Genomic DNA, 22,095 nt, shown 5'->3' with positions numbered 1-22,095 from the left:
AATTATTTTTATTATTTCTTCTATTCATGTTATGGAATGTAAACTTGAGTTTAAAAAAGATATATGTGAATGGTGTTGAGTATGATCAAAAAGTCGGAAATCCAATTACACCGATAGCAGATGCTATTAAAGCAGATAATATTGATGAAGTAAAAAAATATTAGATGAGGGATATGGAGTAAATCAACCATACTTGGGCTGGACTCCTTTAGATTATGCTATATCGAATAATAATATAAAAATTGCCGATTTTTTATTAAAGTGTGGCATATCCATGAATTTAATCCATATAAATATAGGATTTATGAAGCCGGAAATTGCTGAACTTTTAATTAATCAGGGAATGAGTCCTAATTTAAGATATGAAGACGGTATTACCAGAATGATGCTAGCCGCAGAAAGAAATAATCTTGATTTAATAAAACTTTTGCTTAAGTTAGGTGTTAATCCTAATGTTCAAAATTCTAAAACCGGAATGACTTCCCTTATTATGCATCATCATATCTTAATGTTGAACCTACTCGTATTTTATTAGAATATGGAGCAGATCAAAAAATTAAAGATTTCAAAGGGAAAAGAGCTTTAGATTGGATAGCGGTGGATGCTAATAGACCTTTACATGCTTCTGACGCAGTATACTATACTGCTTTATTTGTTGCTCCATTTATAAAACTAAACTGAAAATTATAAGAGAAAGAAATAGCATAAAGACTCACAACAAAGAAAAGAAATAAAAAAGCTGCTCAATTCTCACCGTTAAATTTTTGTGGCGTTTCTATTTATACTTCACAAGTTAGGATAAAAACCTATCTTAATTTTCTGCCTTATGTTCTGTCTCTGTCATTGCAAGAAAATTGCATAGCAATTGACGAAGTAAGGAAGAGAAAAAATTCTGATTTACAGAATTTTTTTTATTATTTTCTGGGGAGTGCCATGCAGTCTACGACTGCGATGTTGTTGCATGTATCGGACAAACGCATGCGATGTCATACTGTGGTTTGACTATTATATCTATAAAAATAACTTCTGATGCTAATAATTTTAGTATTTTAAGCTGGATACCGCGATCAAGTCGCGGTATGACAACTGAAAAATCGATCCATGCAACAAGATCCTATCTACTGGACAATTACCACTATTCTATGAATGCTTGCACAATGACGTTTTTACGTGATTTACATAAAACCGTCTGGTATAATGGTTATTATACCCATATCCAAGGTTGAGCAGCATTTGCTAATATACCTTGGTTTATGTCTTTCACTGAATATATTCTAATAAAATAACGGTCTTTTCCATCCCATTTAGGACTATAGCTAGCTCTTTTATGTAAAACCGTTTTATTGCTTAATACAACAATATCACCGGATATAATATATAGTTTTGCGTTTGATTTAAAAACCCTGCTACTCTTTGTGTTTCAGGAATAGCATCAATAACCGGTAGCATGTTCTACTAATAAAGGGAGGTTCTTGCTCACTATTTTACATGAAAAAGAATCTGCACTTATTACTGTAAATTCATTACTAAGCCCGATTAAGATATCTTGGTAGCTCAATTGATTTAATATATCTTTAAGGCTAATATATACTATAGGTGGATTCTCATGTCCTTTATGTACAATCCCAAAGATTAAATAGTCAACTATAGGAGATAAGTTATCACTCTTCTTGGTCATTTGGACGGTATGCAGCATCTACATGCCAATCTCAATCATTATACGGCGATTGAGAGCTACATTCATTATGTGAATTACGTCTTGGTGTTACTGCTCTAATAATATTCTTATCTTCCTCTTTATATAATACAGGCAAACTACCAATTATCCCTATTACTCCATACATATGACAAATTAATTCTTCTATTCCGCTAATCCGTACCTCAGTGTCATAGGGAGTCATTATATTATAATTTTTTTGATCGATATTTTTTATATGTATAATTTCTGCATTATTATTTACGGCATCTTTAATTTCTTTTGTATAATTTACATATTTTGTTTCTAAAAAATTTTTAAAAAATACAGTAGATTTATATGGATTTTTAGTTAAATTGTGTTAAACTTCATCACTATTAATATTAAAATTTTTTAGATAAATTTCCTTTCTCATAATTTATCTAAATCTTTTTTATAACTGAGTTCCAATTTTTAGAAGCACTAATAATACCGAAAGGATCTACATATTTTGTATCTACTAAATGTAAATCTTTGTTTTCTTTCAACCAGCTAGTTAATCTAACGATTTTATTGTTTAAATTTTCTAATTTTGCTATACAAGTTTTTTCATCTAAAATTTTCCTCCAAACATCATAGCATGCATTATTATAGTCAATATTAGTATCTTCAATGATGAAATAATCCCCTTCTTCAAAAATATTATTATGAAAATATTCTAAAATACCTATAGTATTAATATGAGCATCTTCTATTCAAAGTATAGGATGTACTAGTTCAGATATTTTTTCTTTTGGGAATATTGCCTCTACTTATATTAGAATCACCTTGTAGAAATGCTATTCTATTATCTTCTTTTACGGCTTGATCAATATTTTCAAAATCGATATCTATACTAATAACTTTACCGTCTTTTACCGATAAACTTTGTATATCTGCTAACCAAAGGGCGGAAGCTCCTTTAAAACTTCCAAATTCAATTATGGTTTTGGGTTTTAATGTTTGAATTAAGCCTTGAGTAGTAACAATCTGAAAAGGACTTTTTTGTAATGGTATATTTCCCCAATTAATATCACAGCTATTTTCAGCGATAGAATACCAAAACGATTCAGGTATATCACTTACTGAAGTTCTATTATTTATAGATACAAACCTTTTTGATTGTACTGTATTATTTAGGAAATTTAACATATATCTTCAACCTTAAGTTAATACAACTATTGTAATACATACTTTAGATTCTAAAATCAATAGTTTTTTAAATTAAAAGTTGAAAATAAGAAAAGAAATTTTGATAACTATATTTTAATTTCGCTGTTCCTTGGATTCCCGCGAAAGCGGGAATGACATAAAACGCTTTTTTCAATTCAGACAACAATGCTTATAGTTGCTCGCAATAACAATGTCTGGTCTTAGTTAGCAATATCATTAAGATAAATATACTTCCTTATCTAAAGTATCTTCGCTGTTGTCTATAATCATAGTAATTGTTGCATCGCCGGTAATATTGATAGTAGTACGTAGCATATCAAGTATTCGGTCAATACCAGCAATAATTGCTACTCCCTCTATAGGTAAGTGAACCGAAGAAAGAACCATAGGAAGCATTATCAAAGAGGCACCGGGAATACCGGCACCACCGATAGATCCAAGTGTTGAGGTGAGAATAATGACTAAATAGTCGTGAGGAGCAAGCGTTACTCCCATCATCTGAGCAAAAAATATGGTGGTAAGAGATAAATTTATAGCAAAGCCGTCCATATTAATTGACGCACCTATCGGAAGTACGAACGAAGTACTAGACTCTGAAATGCCAAGCTTTTCACGACAAACTTGCATAGTAGTTGCAAGAGTTGCCTTACTACTTGAAGTAGAGAAAGCAAGTATCTGATACTCAAAACTTTTCTTATAAAAAGGTATAGGTGAAACACGACAGAATACACATATAAGTAAGCCAAAAACTAAATATTGGAATGTCATCGCCACAACTACCGCTACAACAAGTTTTGATAAACTAATCATTACCGCAACTCCCTGCATGCCTACAATCCAGCCTGTTAAAGCAAAAGCACCGTAAGGGGATAATTGAATAACAAACGATATCATTTTTAATATTAATTTTGACATTACATGAATTAAATCAGTAATAGGTTCACCGATAGATTTCATTTTGTTTAAGGTAATTCCAACAAAAATAGCAAAAAATACAACTTGTAAGACATCACCGTTTGCAAAAGCCCCAACAGCATTATCAGGGACGATATTTACAAAAAAATCAATTATATTAAATGAAGTTCTGCTTGTCGTTCCTGAAGAGGTGAAATCTATATGTACGCCTACTCCTGGCTTTAATACTAAGGCAACAGTGAGTCCAAAAACCGTGGCAAAAAAAGTAGTACCTAAAAAAGCGGCTACCGCTTTCATTCCTACTCTACCAAGGGCAGAATTATCATTCATACTAGTGATACCGGAAACCAAACTGAAGAAAATTAAAGGGGTAATGATCATTTTTATCAAACGTAAGAAAATGTCACCGATAGGTTTAATATAATTAACATATTGTGGTAAGTATATACCATATATAATACCTAAGATTAACCCTAAGGTAACTTTTTGCCATAATTTCATAATTTACTTACTTAATTTTTAAATTTTCTCAACTATAAGTTTATTTATTATTTTGGTTAATCCATTCTAAGTACTTTTGAAAGCCATAGTCAATATTTATTTTTATTATTTGCGGTAATTCATAATTATGAATTTCAAGGAGTTTATTTTCAATTTCGTTATAATTAGAAGATTTTGTTTTAATTACAAGTCTATATTCACTTTCTAAAGTTACTCTACCATCCCATCTAAAGTAACTTTTGACATCGTCAATTTGAATGCAGGCAGTAAGATTTAATTCTAACAAAACAGATGCTATTTTCTCGGCAATTTGCAAATCATTAGTAGTAGTTAAAATTAAACAGCAATCTTGCATGCCTAAACCTCAACAAAACAATTCGGTGTTTCATATAGTTTGAGGCTCGTTACGAAGAAGTTTTGACTTACGAAAAGTTTAGGAAAAATTTCATTCTTTAAATGCGTCGCTATATTTTCTGCAGTCGGGTTATTTTGCATGTAATATATTTTTTGACCGGTACAATTTTCTATTTGCTGCCCCATTTCCTTATCGTCTTGATGTAGGATTAAGCTATGATCAAAATTTTCATCAATCCATTTTTTAGCTAAATCCTTAATTAAACCAAAATCGATTACCATACCAAGCTTATCGGTTTTGTTTGCGGCTATAGCGATCTCAAGAACATAGCGATGACCGTGCAGGAATTGACATTTATTTTGATGTTCTATAATTCTATGTCCTGCATCGAACTCAATACGACGAGTACATTTTATCATTATTATATACTTCCTTTCTTTGAATGATTTTACTTTTTTTTCAAAGAGTAAAAACGGGACCACGTCATTGTGAGGAAAATTACGAAGTAATTGACGAAGCAATCTCAGGCGTTTGGTTATTATTTCATGAGATTGCCACGCAGCCTACGGCTGCTCGCAATGACAATTTTTTACAAATTTAACAATAACTTTTCAGGATTCTCAATAAGCTGCTTAATTTTTACCAAGAACGATACTCCTTCTTTCCCGTCAATTATACGATGATCGTAAGATAAAGCTATATACATCATCGGACGTATTTCAATTTTACTGTCTATAACTACAGCTCTTTCCTCGGTTTTATGTAAGCCTAGAATACCTGATTGAGGAGGATTAATAATCGGTGTAGATAATAATGAGCCATATACGCCTCCGTTAGAAATCGAGAATGTCCCACCTGACAAATCAGCCATAGAAAGCTGACCTTCACGAGCTTTTTTAGCCAAAATTCCTATAGCTTTCTCCACTTCGGCAAATCCCATTTTATCGGTATCCCTAACAACCGGTACAACAAGCCCTTGCTCTGTTCCGACAGCTACACCTATATCATAGTAATTTTTATATACTAAATCATCGCCATCTATTTCAGCATTTACCGATGGAATAAGCTTTAAAGCTTCAATTGTTGCTTTAACAAAGAAAGACATAAACCCAAGTTTCACAGCGTGCTTTTTCTCAAACTCTTCTTTATATTGATTACGCAAAGCAATTACTTTTGACATGTCGATTTCATTAAAAGTCGTCAAAATAGCTGCTGTATTTTGTGAATCTTTTAAACGCTGTGCAATAGTTTTACGCAAGCGCGACATACGAACACGCTGCACTCTTTCTTCATTAGATTTACTTATTGCAGGAGCAGAAGTAGCCGTAGTGTTTATTGTTGTAAGCACGTCACCTTTGGTAATTCTACCGTCTCTACCTGTTCCTTTTATATTATTGGGGTCAAGCTTATTTTCGGTAACTAATTTTTGTACAGAAGGAGCAAGAGTATTATTAGCCACGGCAGGTTTTTCTGAAGTAGGTTGCGTCACTGCTTGAGCTTTTGCAGATTCATTATTAGTACCGGCAGTATTTGCAGCTGCCCCTTCATTTATTTCGCCTATTTCTTCGCCAACTGCTACATTTGCACCGTCAGTTTTCGATATTTTACCTATAGTACCATTGCAAGGAGCATTAACTTCTAAAGTCACTTTTTCGGTTTCGATTTCTAACAGTAATTCATCGGTTTTAACCGAATCGCCTTCTTTCTTATACCATTTGGCAATAGTTGCTTCCGTTACGGACTCCCCAAGCGACGGTACTATAATTTTAACGCTCATAATTTATTTTACTCCTATATTTTTGTATAGCATCGCCCTGTATAGTTTTATCGTCATTGCGAGCAGACGCTATAAGCGTCGACGAAGCAATCTCAGGCAAATTCTTGAGATTGCCACGCTCCTTTTAGTCGCTCGCAATGATGATTATTAGGCAATACCCTAAGAATCATATTCCCAATGCTGCCCTTAATAGCCTCTCTTGCTGTTTATTATGTGCTTGCAGCGAGCCTACTGCCGGAGAGGCTGATTCCTCTCTACCTACATATTTAAATTCATTATTAATTCCTGCTTCTTTTAAAGCATCGTTTAAGTGAGAAACTATATAACACCAAGTTCCCATATTCTTTGGTTCTTCCTGACACCAAATAAATTCCTGCGTCCTATTATATTTTTTTAATAGCGATGCTACAAGTTTTTTTTCAAAAGGGTATAATTGCTCAAGCCTAATAATCGCTATATTACTGTTATTGCCACGCATTTCAAATAGATCGTAATATACCTTACCGCTGCATAAAATTACTTTAGTAATATTGTTTGTATCTACTTTAGTTACTTCATCTAAAACCGGTAAGAAAGTAGTATTTTCACCTAGCTCGTCAAGTTTAGATACGGCATATTTATGACGTAATAATGATTTCGGCGACATTACGATTAACGGTTTACGGGTATCATCAAGTATTTGGCGACGTAGCAGATGGAAAATCGAAGCAGGGGTAGTAGGGTATGTAACATACATATTATTCTCAGCCGCTAGTTGTAAGAACCTCTCAAGTCTTGCCGAACTATGCTCCGGTCCTTGTCCCTCAAATGCATGAGGTAACAAAACCACAAGCCCGCTCATACGAAGCCATTTAGTTTCGCTGCTTGAAATAAATTGGTCAAAAATAATCTGAGCTCCATTAGCAAAATCACCGAATTGTGCTTCCCATAAAACTAAATTTTTTGGGTTTGCGAGTGAATAACCATACTCAAAACCAAGCACCGCATATTCAGATAAATTACTATCGGCTATCTCGTATTTTGCTTGTTCTTTAGATAAATTATTTAGAGGTATATAGGTAGTACCATCAATTTGGCTGTGCAATACTGAATGACGATGCGAGAAAGTACCGCGTCCCGAATCTTGTCCGGTTAGCCTTATATTTGTGCCTGAAGCAAGCAAGCTTGCAAAAGCTAGCTGCTCTGCCGTCGCCCAATCAATAGGTTGATCAGCTGTTAGAGTGGCTTTTCGAGCTTCAAATAGTTTTACAAGTTTTGGATTAACGGCAAAATCTTTCGGTATTTCGCATAGTTTAGTTCCTAAATCGTGTAATGTTTTTTTACTGATACCCGTTATTGTAGCTTGTGTACGAGTACGAGAAATACCTTGCCATAATCCGCCTAAGAAATGTGCTTCTTGCTTATAACTTTTTGCCTGCTCATATGCCTTATCTAGTTTTGCTTTAAATTCTTCTTTTAACTTAGCAAAATAATTATTGTCGATTACACCGCTTTTTACTAACTCATTTGCGTAAATATTTCCAGGGGTCAGTTTGTTTTTAATAATGTTATACATCTTGCCTTGAGTATACATTGGCTCATCGCCCTCATTATGCCCATATTTACGATAACAAATAATCTCTACTACAACATCCTTACCGAATTTCTGCCTGTATTCTACTGCAATATTGGTGGCTTTTAACACTGCTTCTATATCGTCACCGTTAACGTGTAAAATCGGGGCAGCTATGATTTTAGCAAACTCCGTAGAATATCTACTAGCTCTAGTATTTGCAGCATTAGCCGTAAAACCTAACTGATTATTAATAACGAAATGCAATATCCCGCCGATATCATAAGCAGCTAAAGGTGACATTGATAGACTCTCGGCAACCACGCCCTGACCGCAAAAAGCAGCATCGCCATGCACTAAAATAGTTTTGACTTTACTGCGTTTAGTATCTCCAAGAATATCTTGCTTCGCTCTTACTTTTCCTGCAACTATAGGATTGACCGCTTCTAAATGTGAAGGGTTATCGGCTAGCGACAAGTGTATTTTCTTATCCTCTAGAGTTCTATCGGACGAATAGCCTAAATGGTATTTTACATCGCCTGAAACATTTAGCTCATCAGGAAATACGCTGCCGCTTATGAAGCCCGCAATAACGGCTTTATATGGCTTACCTACTACTTTAGTTAGAGTGTTTAATCTCCCTCGATGTGCCATACCGATAACGATTTCTGAGACGCCCTGATGCATGGATAAATCTATAGCTTTACTCATAGCAACTATAGAAGCCTCACCACCCTCAACGGAAAAACGCTTAGCTCCGGGAAATTTTGTATGTAAATACTGCTCAAACCCTTCTACTTCTACTAAATCATTTAAGATAGTTTTTTTGTCTTCAGAAGAAAACGTAACTTCGCTTTCTAGCTTATTATATAACCAGTTTTTTTCTACTACATTTTCTATTTGCTCAAACTCTACACCTATAGAACCTGTATAAACTTTATCGAACTTGGTCACTAATTCAGATAATTTACAGTTCCAAGTACCGACAAATTCATCCGTAATATTGATATTTTCTTCTAGCTGACCGCTATCAAGACCAAAAGTTTCTATATTAAGCTTTAAATCATTTTTTGTTTTACGTAGCTCAAGACCAAGCGGATCAAGATTCGCTAAATAGTGAGCATGCTTGCGATAAGCATTGATCATTTCCTTAGCTTTTAAACTATTTAAGTCTTCAGAAGATAAATTATTATTTAACGATTCTTTTTTTATTTCATCAGGGATAATTATTTTTGCCGTACTTTTATTGAGTAAAGTATTATTATCCTTAATGCCAGCAAAAAATTCTTGCCAAGTTTGATCAACCGAGGCAGGGTTGGCTAGATATTGCTTATATAGCTCTTCAACAAAAACAGCATTCCCGCCAAATAAATAACCTGTTTTTTTAAAGTCTTCTTCCATATTATTGTTTGTATTGTTTAGTTTTTGTCATAAGCCGTCATTGCGAAGATACCTAATCGTCATTGCGAGCGACGGCAAGGAGCGTGGCAATCTCAGCAATTCTCCCGAGATTGCTTCGTCAATTACTTCGTAATTTCCTCGCAATAACGATTTTATTACTATAAATACTTCCCTTCTAAATATCTTATATACACCTCAGGGCTAATTTTTTCCTCACCGCTAGCACTTTTTAATAAATCGGCTGAATTTTTTAACGAACCGAGATTTCTAAAATTCTTATTTAGATAATTATTTAGATTACTAAAATCACCCTTTAATATATCATCTTTTATATTTGAATGCATCTCTTTTACTTTTTTCATCACCATTGATGCGATAATTGCGCCGTTTGTATAGGCGGGAAAGTAACCGAAATTTCCGTGTGACCAATGAATATCTTGAAGACAGCCGTTACTAAAACTTACCGGTTTAACGCCTAAATATTCCTGCATCTTACTATCCCAACAGCTTGGTAACTCATCGAGATTCAAGTCGCCATTGATAAGCATTTCCTCTATCTCAAAACGTAATATTACATGCATCGGATAAGTTACTTCATCTGCATCTACTCTTATAAAATCAGGCGTAACTCTTGTAATTTTTCTATATAAACTTGCCGCTGAATATTCTTCGCTTTTAAAAGCAAATTCGTCTCTAAGTAATTTAGCTAAAAATTCGGTAAATTCTCTTGATCTACCTACTTGCATTTCCATAAATAAAGATTGGCTTTCATGAAAAGCCATACCTTTAGCAAGCCCAACCGGCTGCCCTTTATACATTTCCGGTAGATTCTGCTCATATAAAGCATGTCCTGTTTCGTGAATAATCCCCATTAAACCGCTTATGAAATTATCTTTATCATACCTAGTAGTTAAACGTATATCGTTTGGCGTTCCACCGCAAAAAGGATGAGTCGATTCGTCTAATCGTCCTTTTGTTAAATCAAACTGCATAATTCCCATAATGCGTTTTCCGATACGCTTTTGCATTTCAGGAGCTAGTTCGCTGTGCTTTACTAGTTCTTTCTCGGTTTTCTGTTTTTCTAAAACTTTATTTATGAGCTGCGGGAGTTCTTTTTTAAGTACTGCAAAAACTTGTTTGATCTCGCTACTTTTTCTGCTTGGATCAAACATATCTATTAATGAATCGTATAATCCGCAATTAAAAGCATCTACTCGTACTTTAGCAACTTCTTTCGTATAATCTAAGACTTTTTGTAAGTGTGATTTGAATAAATTATAGTCGTTATGTTTTCTTGCTTCTCGCCAAACAAGTGCGGCTTTAGTAGTAGCTGCTACCAATTTCTTTTGTAGCTGCTCGTCAATACAATTTGCATCTGTTACTTTTCTCTCAATCTCTCTAATATTACCATTCTGCCATTCATCAAGGTTCTTTGATTCTTCTTTTGCCTTGCTAAGTAGCTCCTTTAGAATAGGAGATTTGAGCATAGAATGAACTAGCGAAGTTAAAGTTACTATTTCATTTGTCCTACTCTCACCTGAACCCATAGGCATATTTACGGCAACATCCCAGTATAATATGCTCAAGATATTATTAAAATGTGAGATGGTTGCAAATTCGTTTTCTAATTTTGTGTAGTTGTTGTTCATATGTTCCCTATTATGTCATTCCCGCTTTCGCAGGAATGACATAAAAACCGTACCGCTAGTGCCTATTACAAATGCAACAACTCCTTCGCTGCTTTTAAACTTGCTTTGGTGATTGTTTTACCTGAAATCATGCGGGCGAGTTCCTCCTGTCTTTCAGCTAAATTTAAAGCTTTTACCGTTACTTTCGTTTCTTTCTCTAGCTGTGTTTTCTCGATTTTTATATGCAAGTCCGCTTTACCTGCTACTTGCGGCTGGTGCGTAATAACTATTACTTGAGTAACGCTACTAAGTTTTTTTAATCGCTCACCTACTTTATCTGCGACCTCTCCGCCAATCCCGACATCTATTTCATCAAATATAATAGATGGTTTTACCATTTTATCAAACAAAGAAGTTTTTAAAGCTAACATGAATCTTGATAATTCACCGCCGGAAGCGATTTTATTAATTGCTGCAGCTGCCGTTCCCGGGTTAGTAGACGCTTTAAACACAATATCGTTATTACCGTCGGCTGTTGGTTCTTTAGCATTTATCTCAATCTCAAAAATTGCTTTCGCCATTTTAAGCTGCTTTAGCTCCTGATGCAACGATTCTTCTAGATGTTTTGCAACAATAAGACGTTTTGCAGATAAATTACTCGCTAGTTCATAATATTTTTTCTGCAGTAGTACTTCTTGAGCTTTCAACTCATTACTATTTGCTATTTTGTTTTGTAATATACTGAGCTGCTCTAAAGATTTATCTAAAAATACACCTAACTCATCAGCAGGAACATTATATTTACGGCTAATAGCTTTTATTAAAAATAATCTTTCTTCTGTTTCTTCAAGATTATATTCCTCATAATTAAAACTATCTAACAGATTTGATAATTCTTGGCGTGCTTCTTCTAGATTATTATAGGCTTCCTCTAAACTTGTAACGATAGCTTCAAAACGCTCATTATTGCCTTGCCTTGCTAATAATTTCTCTGCTCTATTAATCGATGTATTTATTTCAGGGTTATTAATCTGTTCTAGAATATCTTTTATTAGCTGTGAATCCTTATCTTTATTTTGCAAATCTTTTCGTAGATTTGCTAATTTTTCTTCTTCACCTGTTTGAATGTTCAGTTTAGTTAATTCTTCCGTTGCAAAGCTCAAATAATCAATTTCTTGTTCTATAGAATTTTGCTTAAGTGTTATTTCGGCCATTTCTTTCCGAGTATTTTGCCAAGTCTGATAGCATTTGGAAAGCTCCGCTCGAAAGTCCAAAAGATTCCCATAACTATCTAAAATATCACGCTGCGTATTTGCTTCTAGAAGAGAAATATTATTATTTTGTCCATGAAGCTCGAATAAATAAGTAGCTAATTGCTGCATGAGAGCTTTAGTAACCACTTGATTATTAATGAAAAAATTTTTTCGTCCTTCGGCTTTTTGCAGATACTTTACAAACAATAACTCTTCAGGTTCAATAAAATTTTGAATCAGAAAATTTTTTATTTCTTCATTTAAAGCGAATATTATATTAACAACAGCGTAATCTTTTCCACGCTTTATTATATTATTTGAAGTTTTATAACCTAAGCAAAATAAAATAGCATCAAGTAAAATAGATTTACCAGCTCCCGTTTCACCGGTAATAACACATAAACCTTTATTAAACTCAATTTCCAGCTCGTCTATCAGAATGAAGTTTTTAACTGAGAGACTGCAGAACATATGCCGCTTAATTTTGGTGGTTCTGAACTAGCCTGTACGCATAACTATACCATTGACTATCAGGATAGTTGTAACCTAGCACTGAGGCATATTTTTTTGCTTCATCCGGAAGTCCGAGCATCATATAACTCTCGGCTAAACGGTAAAGAGCTTCTACCGAGTGAGAAGTAGTTTGATAATTATCAATTACCTCTTCAAATCTATTTATAGCTGCCATCGGATTCTTTTTCTTTAAGTAAAACCGACCTACCATCATCTCTTTACCTGCTAAATGATCGTTTACTAGGTCAATTTTTAAAGATGAATCAATAGCATATTTAGTATTTGGGAATTTTGCTATTACGTCTTCAAAACTATCTTTAGCTAGGAAAGTTCTAGATTGATCATGATTTACGTCTGAAATTAACATATAATATGATAATGCTTTAAGGTAATATGCATAAGCAATGTCAACATTTGCAGGGTGCAAATTAATGAACATATCAAGCACATCAACCGCTTCTTCATATTGAGCGGTGAGAAATAAAGAATAAGCTTGCATCAATTCAGCTTGCGACGTCATTTCATTACCTGGATGCTGGTAAAATACTCTTCCGAATTCTTCTGCAGCTTTCTTATATTTTTTCTTTTCCAATAAGGTAATACCTTCATTATAAAGGGTAGGGATAGGGACTACTATGTCATCACTGGTTTTTTTGTTTTTGCACCCGCCTAAAACTAACCCTATAACTAAAAGGGTACTCAATAATTTTGTTAATTTCATAAGAACTTAAATTCAGTTAATAACTAAATATACATATAGGCTTACAGAATTTCAAGGATTCAATTTAAAATCTCACAAACTTATAAATTAGACCTATTCAGAAACTCGTTTATAGGGAGGAATTTGAAGGAAACACAGAACGCAGAACCGCAGCGACTTGTACGTAAGGATTCAAGTACCGGATCGACGTACAAATTACCCCTAGAAGTAGAGTTTCTGAATAGGTCTATATTCTTAGACTTATTTCTCTACCCAATGTCCTTTATCATTTTTATGGTATTTTTTTTCTACGGCCGGACCATGCTACTTTATGTGCAACTGTCTCTCTAGAGTCATTTCCACGTCTTTTATCGGCATCCTTATATGGTTCAAATGCCATGATTAAAAGCTTCGCGATAAATATCCTTAGCATGGCTCGGAAAATGATTTTTAACTGAATCAGGTAAATCGTTATTATTTTTATAAGGCATAAAAACCTCCGGTAATATACAAATAATATTTTATAATATTGGAGGTTTCATTTCTATAGGAAAGGTAAATAAAATTTACGACCACAGACTTTTCATTTTATTAAAAAAGCTGCCGTCATTTTCTTTTTCATTTATGGATTCTTTTTTGAATTCTTCTAGTAATTCACGTTGTCTTTTAGATAAATTTTTAGGTACTTCGACATGAATATGCGTAAGCATATCACCCCTAATAGTTGATCTCATTTTAGACATACCTTTGCTGCGTAGCCTTAATTGATCACCGTTTTGTGTGCCTGCAGGAATTGTTAAGTTCACTTTTCCGCCTTCAATTACCGGTACTTCTATCTCTCCTCCAAGAGCAGCATTCACAAAACTAATAGGTAGTTTACAATGTAGATGTGCTCCGTCTACTTTATAAATATCATGTGGTTTTATTGCTATATCAACGTATAAATCACCGCTATTACCGCCTCTAATACCTGCTTCCCCTTCTCCGGTATGTCTTATTCTAGTACCGTTTTCAACACCGGCAGGAATATTTACCGATAAATTTCGTTGTTTATGGTAACGTCCCATACCATGACATTTCTTGCAAGGATTTTTTATAATGTGTCCGTTACCTTGGCATTTATGACAAGCTTGTTCGATCGTAAAGAATCCTTGCTGCATTCTAGTCGCTCCAACACCGCTGCAAGCATCGCAAGTAGTTACGGTTTCACCTTTTTCAGAACCGCTACCGTGACAAGTATCGCATTTTACTGCGCTAGAAAAGCTAATATTTTTTTCTATACCGTGAAATGCTTCCTCTAGGTTAATTGTCAGATTATATTTTAAATCTGAGCCTCTAACTTTAGCTGAAGTTGGGCGTGATGATCTTCTGCTGCCTCCCATAAAGTCGCTAAAGAAGTCACCGAATATGTCGTTAATATCAGGGTGAAAACCGCCATGATTTCCTCCTCCCCCTCGTGATTGTTGATTTTGAAAAGCATCATGTCCCAAACGGTCATAAGCAGCTCTTTTTTGCTCATCTTTTAGAACATCATAAGCGGCATTGATTTCTTTAAATTTCTTTTCAGCATCTTTAGCATCAGTAGTATCAGGGTGATATTGCTTGGCTAGCTTGAGGTAGGCTTTTTTAAGGTCAGCTTGGCTAGCTGTTTTACTAACCCCTAGTATTTGGTAATAATTTTGTGACATAATTTAATTTATAAAATGAGATTGTAACGTCATTACGAGGAAAATTACATAGTAATTTGACGAAGCAATCTCAGGATATTTAACGAGATTGCCACGCAGCTTACCGCTGCTCGCAATGACGAAATTACTTCTACTTCTTCTCTACATCTTGAAAGTTGGCATCTACTATTTTTTCATCATTAGCGGCACTTTCTTCAGCAGGTTGGCTCTCGCTTTGTGCTTTATACATCGCTTCACCGATTTTCATGCTAGCTGCAGTTAAACTTTTGGTCTTTTCTTTAATCAAAGCAGCATCTTCCGACTCAAGCACGGCTTTTAAAGCGGCTAGTGCTTCTTCAACAGCTCCTTTATCGTCTGATGATAATTTATCGCCATATTCTGTAAGAGTTTTTTCAGTAGAATAAACTAAACTATCGGCAGCATTTTTTGCTTCAATAAGTTCCTTACGCTTTTTGTCTTCATCAGCATTTTGTTCGGCATCTTTAACCATTTGTTCAATTTCTGCATCGCTAAGACCACCGGAAGCTTGAATAGTTACTTTCTGCTCTTTACCGCTTGCTTTATCTTTAGCTGAAACATGCACTATTCCGTTAGCATCAATGTCAAACGTTACTTCTATTTGCGGCAAACCTCTTGGTGCAAGAGGTATACCTTCGAGATTAAACTGACCAAGTAATTTATTATCTTTTGCCATTTCACGTTCACCTTGGAATACTCTAATAGTTACGGCATGCTGGTTATCATCAGCAGTTGAGAATACCTGACTTTTCTTAGTAGGTATAGTAGTATTACGATCGATTAATCTTGTAAATACGCCGCCAAGAGTTTCAATGCCAAGGGATAGAGGTGTAACGTCTAATAATAATATATCCGTTACTTCTTTATTAAGTACTCCGCCTTGAATAGCAGCACCGAGAGCTACAACCTCATCGGGATTTACGCCTTTATGCGGCTCACGTCCGAAGAATTTTTTTACGGCTTCTTGTACTTTAGGCATTCTAGTCATACCGCCTACTAATACTACTTCTTGAATATCAGAAGCTTTAAAACCTGCATCCTGTAATGCTTTACGGCAAGGCTCAATTGTTTTTTCAATTAAATCATCTACTAATTTTTCTAGTTCAGCTCTAGTAAATTTAATATTTAAGTGTTTTGGACCGCTACTATCAGCCGTAATATAAGGTAAATTAATATCGGTAGTTACTGCAGAAGATAGCTCTTTCTTAGCTTTTTCCGCAGCTTCTTTCAAACGTTGAAGTGCTAAAGGATCTTTACTTAAATCTATACCGTTTTCTTTTTTGAATACATCTATTAAATGGTTTAATATTCTTGTATCGAAATCTTCACCGCCAAGGAATGTATCGCCGTTTGTTGATTTCACTTCAAAAACACCGTCAGCGATCTCAAGAATTGAAACATCGAATGTTCCGCCGCCAAGATCGTATACTGCAATAGTTTTACTTGCCGATTTCTCAAAACCGTAAGCAAGAGCTGCAGCAGTCGGCTCGTTGATTATTCTAAGGACCTCAAGACCTGCTATTTTACCGGCATCTTTCGTTGCTTGACGCTGTGCATCATTAAAATAAGCAGGTACAGTAATTACTGCTTGTGTTACTTTGTCCCCTAAATAATTCTCAGCAGTTTCTTTCATTTTTTGTAAAATGAATGCACTAATTTGACTTGGTGAATTTGTATTATTATCCGCTTCGACCCATGCATCCCCGTGATCGGCTTTAACTATATTATACGGTACAATACCTTGGTCTTTCCGAACCATAGGATCGATAAAATTTCTACCGATTAATCGCTTTACCGCATATATAGTATTGCGAGGGTTAGTTACTGCTTGCCTCTTAGCAGATTGCCCGACTAATTTTTCGCCGTTTGCAAAAGCTATTATTGATGGCGTAGTTCTTTCACCTTCTGCATTTTCTATTACCTTTGGTTCTTTACCTTCCATGACCGCAACACAAGAGTTGGTAGTCCCAAGGTCGATACCTATTACTTTTCCCATAAGATTCCTCGTTTTCTTTTTTTTATTTTATTATGACTTTTGATTTGATATAGTGTGGCTTAAATGATTTTACAAGAGGTGACAATGAAAAAACTACCGATTTTACTAAAACTTTTATGTATTATTAATTTAGTTTTCCTAAATAATATAGTTTTAGCATCTAGCGAAACAAGCACTATTATATTTGAAAAAGCAAAGAAAGCAATCGTAACGATCGATACTAGAATTGCCGTATCGGCATATGACGATACAAGTAGTTGGACTGGAACGGGATTTATCAACGATAAGAACAACGGTTATATAATTACTAATACTCATGTTGTCGGCGGTGCGTCTATCGGAACTTATTTTGTTACTTTTTATAACGGTGAGCAGGTAGAAGCAAAACTTATCTATTACGATATTTGGCAAGATTATGCCGTTTTAAAAGTAGAGAGTAAAGATATACCGGCATCAGCAACGCAAATATCTTTTGCAAGCGAACTTCCAAAATTAAATCAAAAGGTTTTTGTAGTCGGTAACACAGAAGCAAAAGGTTTTTCTTTCCATACCGGTTATTTGTCCGATCTTTATAATATTGAAGGTTTAATGCCGCAATGTACTTATGTTATTAATTTAAATACTACAGGAGGTGCTAGCGGTTCACCGGTATTAAACGATAAGATTGAGGCTATAGGAGTATTATATGGTGGCGGTAAAACTCATTCTCTAGCGTTGCACGGTGATTATGTAGCTCGCACTTTAGAAAGTTTAAAGAATAATAAACAACCAGGCAGAAAACATATAGGAATAATAAGCGAGTTATATTCTTTAAATAAAGCAGTTAGACATCACAATTTCCCTAAAGAAGAAATGGATAAATATATAAAGAAATTTCCTGATAGTAGAAATAGAGTGATAAGCGTTAAGGCAGTTCTGGCCGGATCACCTGCCGAAAAATCTTTAAAAGCCGGTGATATTATTTGGGCAGTTAATGATAAGGAACTCGGCGGCAATCTAGCATTATTTGATAGAGAAATGGATAATTTCAAAGGAATAGCTATTAAACTTACTATATTTCGTGACGGAAAAAAGCTAGAACAAGCAGTAGATTTATATGATGTGAACAATAATAAAATCGCTAAAATGATAAATTTCGGCGGTGCAGTATTTTTTGAAGCCGATGATTATTTTAGTAATAAATCAGGTATTCCGCTTAAAGCTCTAAGTATAGCTTCCGTTCAATCCGGTAGTAGCTTTAGCTCTATACCAACATTTTTTACTAAAGATTATAAAAATGTTTATAGATTACAAATTTTTGAGATGAAAGATTTAGCTTTAAGTAATCTTGATGATTTGATGAAATTCTTACCTGCTATTACTAAAGAGAAGTTTATAACGGTTAGATTTAGAAATTATCAACCTTATTATGCTAATTTCGGTTATAATGAACTTATCTCGTCGCATGATGATATGATTGCTGATGTAACTCTAGATTCTATAGATACTAAGCCTTATATATTAAAGTATAATACTATTTCTCATGATTGGGATATGGGAAATATAAAACTTCAGTAACTAATGACATTGTGATAAATTAACAATTCTTAATCAATGAAGTAATATATAATTCAACTTGGTTTGTTGCGTTATTATTCTTAAATTTGTAATCTTATATTTTAGGAGAATTACAAATTAGCTCAGAGTAGTTCGCCAACTAGGTCATTTTTGTGTGGATTGATAAATATTCTTTATGTTATTTCTGCAAAAGCGAGATAGCATTGTTGCGTGGATACATACTAAAACCGTCATTGCGAGCAGCCGTAGGCTGCGTGGCAATCTCATGAAATAATAACAAACTCCTGAGATTGCTTCGTCAATTGCTATGCAATTTCCTCGCAATGACAGAAAAACGCCCCTTACTCACCACCTAAGAAACATAGCTAATTAACAATTCCTCCTAAAATAATTAATAAATTTAGGAGAATTAATGACTAAAGAACAAATACCTACAGTAGATAAAACAAAAAACATCTTTTTTTAAGTTTTTTACAAAAAATAGTAATAACTCTAATACTCAGGATTCACTAACATCACCACGTTCAGATGATGATGATATAGAGAGGGATGTTTCTAAAAAAGAAGCTTCTTAAGAAAATTCAAAGCATTAATAGACAAGAATGATGAAGCTGCACTAAAAGCATTTCGATTTGATAAAAATAATAAGTATATCTTACATGATGTGGTTGAGGATAAAGAACAAACATTAGTTGAAAAAATATTAGAATTAGCTAAATACGTAACAGAGATAACCTATAACGATTCAACAGTGTTACATTCAGCAGTTACAGGAATTGCTAACAAAGAGATTATCAAAGCTTTATTAGCAAAAAATCCTTATTTAGTAATGATCAAAGATGCTTCAGGTCTTACCCCATCATATTATAATACTAGTAAAGAAATATTAGAAATATTGCAAAATTGTGAACGAGATATTATAGACCGGCTTAATATAGATAGAACCATGGCACGGTTGGGCAGAAGATATGCACAAATATTTAGAAGATGATATGTCTATAATCGGAAAAAATAAGCATACAATAATGGAGCTTGTATACAAAATTTGTAAATTATCGGACAAGCCTCTTCCTTGTAAATTGAACATAGAGTATTAGATTTGCAAGGAAGATATAGAGAGCTCTTTAATAAAAAACGGTAAGTATGTAAAACCTACCGATTAAATTTAAAGCTTAAAAAATTATAATTCAGTAATAGGGATATACTTGGTACTTCCATCTTCTCCTATCAATGGGTAATACTCTGTTCGAGGGTTATAAGCATCATAACTAATTGATGTTTGTGATGATAGTTTTTGTGCTAATATTATCAACTTTTCTTCATATAACTCAAAAGATTTTGCTAAATCCTCTTTTGTAATCTTTACAGTTTTAGCTTCATCTGTATTTACTTTGAGTGTTTCAATATTTTCTGTTGAGCTATATTTTGTTAAAGTTACTTTTTCTAGTAGGGGAAAATATATTCTTATTTTTACCAATGCTTTTACCAATGCTGTTTGTATTTGTATTTGAATACTTAGAACGAGTCTTAATAACATCTAATACCTATAAAAATTTTGAAGCGGCAGTATACAAGCCTCACTTATTAATGTCAACATAAATTAACATATTATTACTATAAATATTAATAAATGCTAATTATTATAATTTTCTTTACACAAAATCGAAATAAACTGTTATTAATATAAAAAACCAATCTTATCTAATATATGCGTTCTTTATTTGTAATAATTATATTCTTTCTAATGAGCAGTTGTAATTTAAAACCGGTATATAGTGAAAAATACAGTAGAAATAATGATTTAGAAGCTATTGAAGTTGAACCAATTCGAACAATTGAAGGAGCTGAGTTTTATCATCGTTTAACTAGTATTTTACCTCAGAAAGCACAAGCAAAATACCTACTTAAAGTAAAGCTTATTGCAACAACTATGCCTGCTACTATTGAAAAAAACTCCAATGTTCTAAGGGAATATATTAATCAATTGGTTAGATATAAATTAATTGATATAGAAAGCCAAAAGGTTTTAATTGAAGAGAAGTTTCACCAAAACACGTCATATAATGCTATTTTTACACCATATGCAACAAATGTTGAAAGAGATGAAACAGGAATAGACTTGGCATATCAAGCAGCAGAAGAAATTCGTAGCAGATTAATTTTATATTTTACACGGAAATAGTTAAGCTATGAAATTTTATTTTTCACAAATAGGTAGATTATTTGAACTAATAACATCCGGAAAGATTAGAGCTCTTTTACTATATGGTCCTGATAAGGGTTATATAGAAAAAATTTGTAAGCATTTAGTAAAAAGCTTAAATATGCTACAAACTTCTATAGAATACGCAGATCTTAATATTTCATCTTTAGAAATATTACTTAATTCGTCTAATTTTTTTGGTCAAAAAGAATTAATTAAAATTAGATCAGTTGGGAATGCAATCGATAAGAATTTAAAAACAATTCTAAACAGTGATTATATAAATTTTCCTGTATTTATAGGTGAAGAAATGACTTCTAGTGGGAGCATTAGAAAGTTTTTTGAAACGGAAGAATATTTAGCGGCAGTTGCTTGTTATCATGACGATGAAGCAAAAATTGAACGAATTATTTTAGGTAAAGTAGAAAAAACTAATAAAGTTATAAGTAAAGAAGCTATCACTTATTTAAAAGCTCATTTAAAAGGTGATCATGATTTAATTTGTAGCGAAATAAATAAATTAATATATTTTGTTCACGACGCACGCGAAATTACTTTAAACGACGTTCTAGAAGTTATAAGTAGCGAAATTACGGCAAACGGCAGTGATTTAGCAATGTATTTTTCAAAAAAAGATTATAGTAATTTTCTGCAAGAGCTTGATATATTAAAAAAACAAAATATCAATGAAGTTTTAATTATTAGAGCCTTAATAAGGCATTATTTAAATTTATATATAGTTTTGTCGAAAGTAAAAAACGGTGAGCGTTTGGAACTCGCAATAAAATCATTATCACCACCGATTTTCTATCAGTATATTAATGATTTTACGAAGATAGCAAACGGTCTTAGCCTCACTGAATGTCTAAAGACTTTAAAAGTGCTACAACAGGCAGAAGTGGATTATAAGTTAAATCCTACTAGTTTCGATTTATTCCAAAGTATACTCCAAAGTAAATGAAGAGTAGACGAAGTTTAATTTGGAAAAGAGCAAGGAGACTATAAGGCGAGGAGCGTATACGCTCTTATTATATTTACTTACGCTTTTAACTTGAGATTACACGATGCATACAGAATTAATTTCACAATTATTTTCAGCATCTACTCACGATATAAATTTAATACGTGAGCACCGTAGCTCTTATAAGATG

At 33.6% G+C, this 22,095-nt stretch carries 19 protein-coding genes and 3 pseudogenes; 7 read left to right on the top strand and 15 right to left on the bottom strand.

Going from position 1 to position 22,095, the window contains the following annotated elements:
- The first annotated feature begins 193 nt into the window (after nucleotides 1-193).
- Entirely contained in the window at nucleotides 194-535 is a 342-nt protein-coding gene (locus O6R16_RS01095) for an ankyrin repeat domain-containing protein (protein WP_499679643.1), read from the top strand.
- Nucleotides 536-1,432: 897 nt separating this feature from the next.
- On the opposite strand, the gene O6R16_RS01090 is transcribed toward O6R16_RS01095, so the two are convergent.
- From O6R16_RS01090 to O6R16_RS01065, 6 genes and pseudogenes are all read right to left on the bottom strand, one after another.
- Entirely contained in the window at nucleotides 1,433-1,678 is a 246-nt protein-coding gene (locus O6R16_RS01090) for a hypothetical protein (RefSeq protein WP_499679642.1), read from the bottom strand.
- Between the two features lie 31 nt (nucleotides 1,679-1,709).
- Nucleotides 1,710-1,901: a hypothetical protein gene (locus O6R16_RS01085; RefSeq protein ID WP_499679641.1), complete on the bottom strand. Its 192-nt coding sequence runs from the start codon at nucleotides 1,899-1,901 to the stop codon at nucleotides 1,710-1,712.
- A gap of 653 nt (nucleotides 1,902-2,554) precedes the next feature.
- Nucleotides 2,555-2,866 (bottom strand): annotated as a pseudogene (locus O6R16_RS01080) (CmcI family methyltransferase); the annotation flags it as partial.
- Nucleotides 2,867-3,103: 237 nt separating this feature from the next.
- Entirely contained in the window at nucleotides 3,104-4,303 is a 1,200-nt protein-coding gene (locus tag O6R16_RS01075; RefSeq protein ID WP_499679640.1) for a dicarboxylate/amino acid:cation symporter, read from the bottom strand.
- Nucleotides 4,304-4,343: 40 nt separating this feature from the next.
- The gene (gene cutA, locus O6R16_RS01070; protein ID WP_499679639.1) at nucleotides 4,344-4,658 is read right to left on the bottom strand and encodes a divalent-cation tolerance protein CutA; all 315 of its coding nucleotides are present in this window, start codon (nucleotides 4,656-4,658) and stop codon (nucleotides 4,344-4,346) included.
- Between the two features lie 2 nt (nucleotides 4,659-4,660).
- Entirely contained in the window at nucleotides 4,661-5,077 is a 417-nt protein-coding gene (locus tag O6R16_RS01065) for a 6-pyruvoyl trahydropterin synthase family protein (RefSeq protein WP_004996555.1), read from the bottom strand.
- Between the two features lie 23 nt (nucleotides 5,078-5,100).
- Here O6R16_RS01065 and O6R16_RS01060 point away from each other — a divergent pair, with 23 nt between their 5' ends.
- Nucleotides 5,101-5,259, top strand: coding sequence for a hypothetical protein (locus O6R16_RS01060; protein ID WP_499679638.1), 159 nt, complete (start codon nucleotides 5,101-5,103; stop codon nucleotides 5,257-5,259).
- On the opposite strand, the gene odhB is transcribed toward O6R16_RS01060, so the two are convergent.
- From odhB to O6R16_RS01035, 5 genes are all read right to left on the bottom strand, one after another.
- On the bottom strand, nucleotides 5,248-6,435 hold the full coding sequence (gene odhB, locus O6R16_RS01055) for a 2-oxoglutarate dehydrogenase complex dihydrolipoyllysine-residue succinyltransferase (RefSeq protein WP_499679637.1): 1,188 nt from the start codon (nucleotides 6,433-6,435) through the stop codon (nucleotides 5,248-5,250). The genes O6R16_RS01060 and odhB overlap by 12 nt on opposite strands.
- Nucleotides 6,436-6,601: 166 nt before the next feature.
- A complete protein-coding gene (locus O6R16_RS01050) occupies nucleotides 6,602-9,388 on the bottom strand; it encodes a 2-oxoglutarate dehydrogenase E1 component (RefSeq protein WP_499679636.1) in 2,787 nt (928 codons plus the stop codon).
- A gap of 158 nt (nucleotides 9,389-9,546) precedes the next feature.
- A complete protein-coding gene (locus O6R16_RS01045; protein ID WP_499679635.1) occupies nucleotides 9,547-11,037 on the bottom strand; it encodes a carboxypeptidase M32 in 1,491 nt (496 codons plus the stop codon).
- Nucleotides 11,038-11,102: 65 nt separating this feature from the next.
- Nucleotides 11,103-12,740 (bottom strand): DNA repair protein RecN, encoded by a 1,638-nt coding sequence (recN, locus tag O6R16_RS01040; RefSeq protein WP_499679634.1) that lies wholly within the window; start codon nucleotides 12,738-12,740, stop codon nucleotides 11,103-11,105.
- Nucleotides 12,741-12,747: 7 nt separating this feature from the next.
- Nucleotides 12,748-13,503 (bottom strand): outer membrane protein assembly factor BamD, encoded by a 756-nt coding sequence (locus O6R16_RS01035; protein WP_499679633.1) that lies wholly within the window; start codon nucleotides 13,501-13,503, stop codon nucleotides 12,748-12,750.
- Nucleotides 13,504-13,604: 101 nt separating this feature from the next.
- Between O6R16_RS01035 and O6R16_RS01030 the strand changes: the two are divergent.
- Nucleotides 13,605-13,719 (top strand): annotated as a pseudogene (locus O6R16_RS01030) (palindromic element RPE1 domain-containing protein); the annotation flags it as partial.
- Between the two features lie 152 nt (nucleotides 13,720-13,871).
- Here O6R16_RS01030 and O6R16_RS01025 read toward each other — a convergent pair.
- From O6R16_RS01025 to dnaK, 3 genes are all read right to left on the bottom strand, one after another.
- Nucleotides 13,872-13,973, bottom strand: coding sequence for a ChaB family protein (locus O6R16_RS01025; RefSeq protein WP_499679632.1), 102 nt, complete (start codon nucleotides 13,971-13,973; stop codon nucleotides 13,872-13,874).
- Nucleotides 13,974-14,048: 75 nt separating this feature from the next.
- Nucleotides 14,049-15,170: a molecular chaperone DnaJ gene (gene dnaJ, locus O6R16_RS01020; protein WP_499679631.1), complete on the bottom strand. Its 1,122-nt coding sequence runs from the start codon at nucleotides 15,168-15,170 to the stop codon at nucleotides 14,049-14,051.
- Nucleotides 15,171-15,300: 130 nt separating this feature from the next.
- Complete coding sequence (gene dnaK, locus O6R16_RS01015) at nucleotides 15,301-17,184, bottom strand: molecular chaperone DnaK (protein ID WP_499679630.1); 1,884 nt, start codon at nucleotides 17,182-17,184, stop codon at nucleotides 15,301-15,303.
- Between the two features lie 63 nt (nucleotides 17,185-17,247).
- Between dnaK and O6R16_RS01010 the strand changes: the two genes are divergently transcribed.
- Both O6R16_RS01010 and O6R16_RS01005 read left to right on the top strand, forming a co-directional pair.
- Nucleotides 17,248-18,741, top strand: coding sequence for a S1C family serine protease (locus O6R16_RS01010; RefSeq protein WP_499679629.1), 1,494 nt, complete (start codon nucleotides 17,248-17,250; stop codon nucleotides 18,739-18,741).
- Nucleotides 18,742-19,492: 751 nt separating this feature from the next.
- Nucleotides 19,493-19,778, top strand: a pseudogene (locus tag O6R16_RS01005) (hypothetical protein); the annotation flags it as partial.
- A gap of 143 nt (nucleotides 19,779-19,921) precedes the next feature.
- Here O6R16_RS01005 and O6R16_RS01000 read toward each other — a convergent pair.
- A complete protein-coding gene (locus tag O6R16_RS01000) occupies nucleotides 19,922-20,278 on the bottom strand; it encodes a hypothetical protein (protein ID WP_499679628.1) in 357 nt (118 codons plus the stop codon).
- A gap of 171 nt (nucleotides 20,279-20,449) precedes the next feature.
- On the opposite strand from O6R16_RS01000, the gene O6R16_RS00995 reads away from it, so the two are divergent.
- Nucleotides 20,450-20,923 (top strand): hypothetical protein, encoded by a 474-nt coding sequence (locus tag O6R16_RS00995; RefSeq protein WP_499679627.1) that lies wholly within the window; start codon nucleotides 20,450-20,452, stop codon nucleotides 20,921-20,923.
- 7 nt (nucleotides 20,924-20,930) lie between these two features.
- Complete coding sequence (gene holA / locus O6R16_RS00990) at nucleotides 20,931-21,905, top strand: DNA polymerase III subunit delta (protein ID WP_499679626.1); 975 nt, start codon at nucleotides 20,931-20,933, stop codon at nucleotides 21,903-21,905.
- The last annotated feature ends 190 nt before the right edge of the window (nucleotides 21,906-22,095 follow it).

This window comes from Candidatus Rickettsia tasmaniensis, from assembly GCF_036857515.1.
Classification (GTDB): Bacteria; Pseudomonadota; Alphaproteobacteria; order Rickettsiales; family Rickettsiaceae; genus Rickettsia; species Rickettsia rickettsii.
The sequence above is the reverse complement of the archived record's forward strand: the minus strand, read 5'-3'. Positions and strand labels throughout refer to the sequence as shown.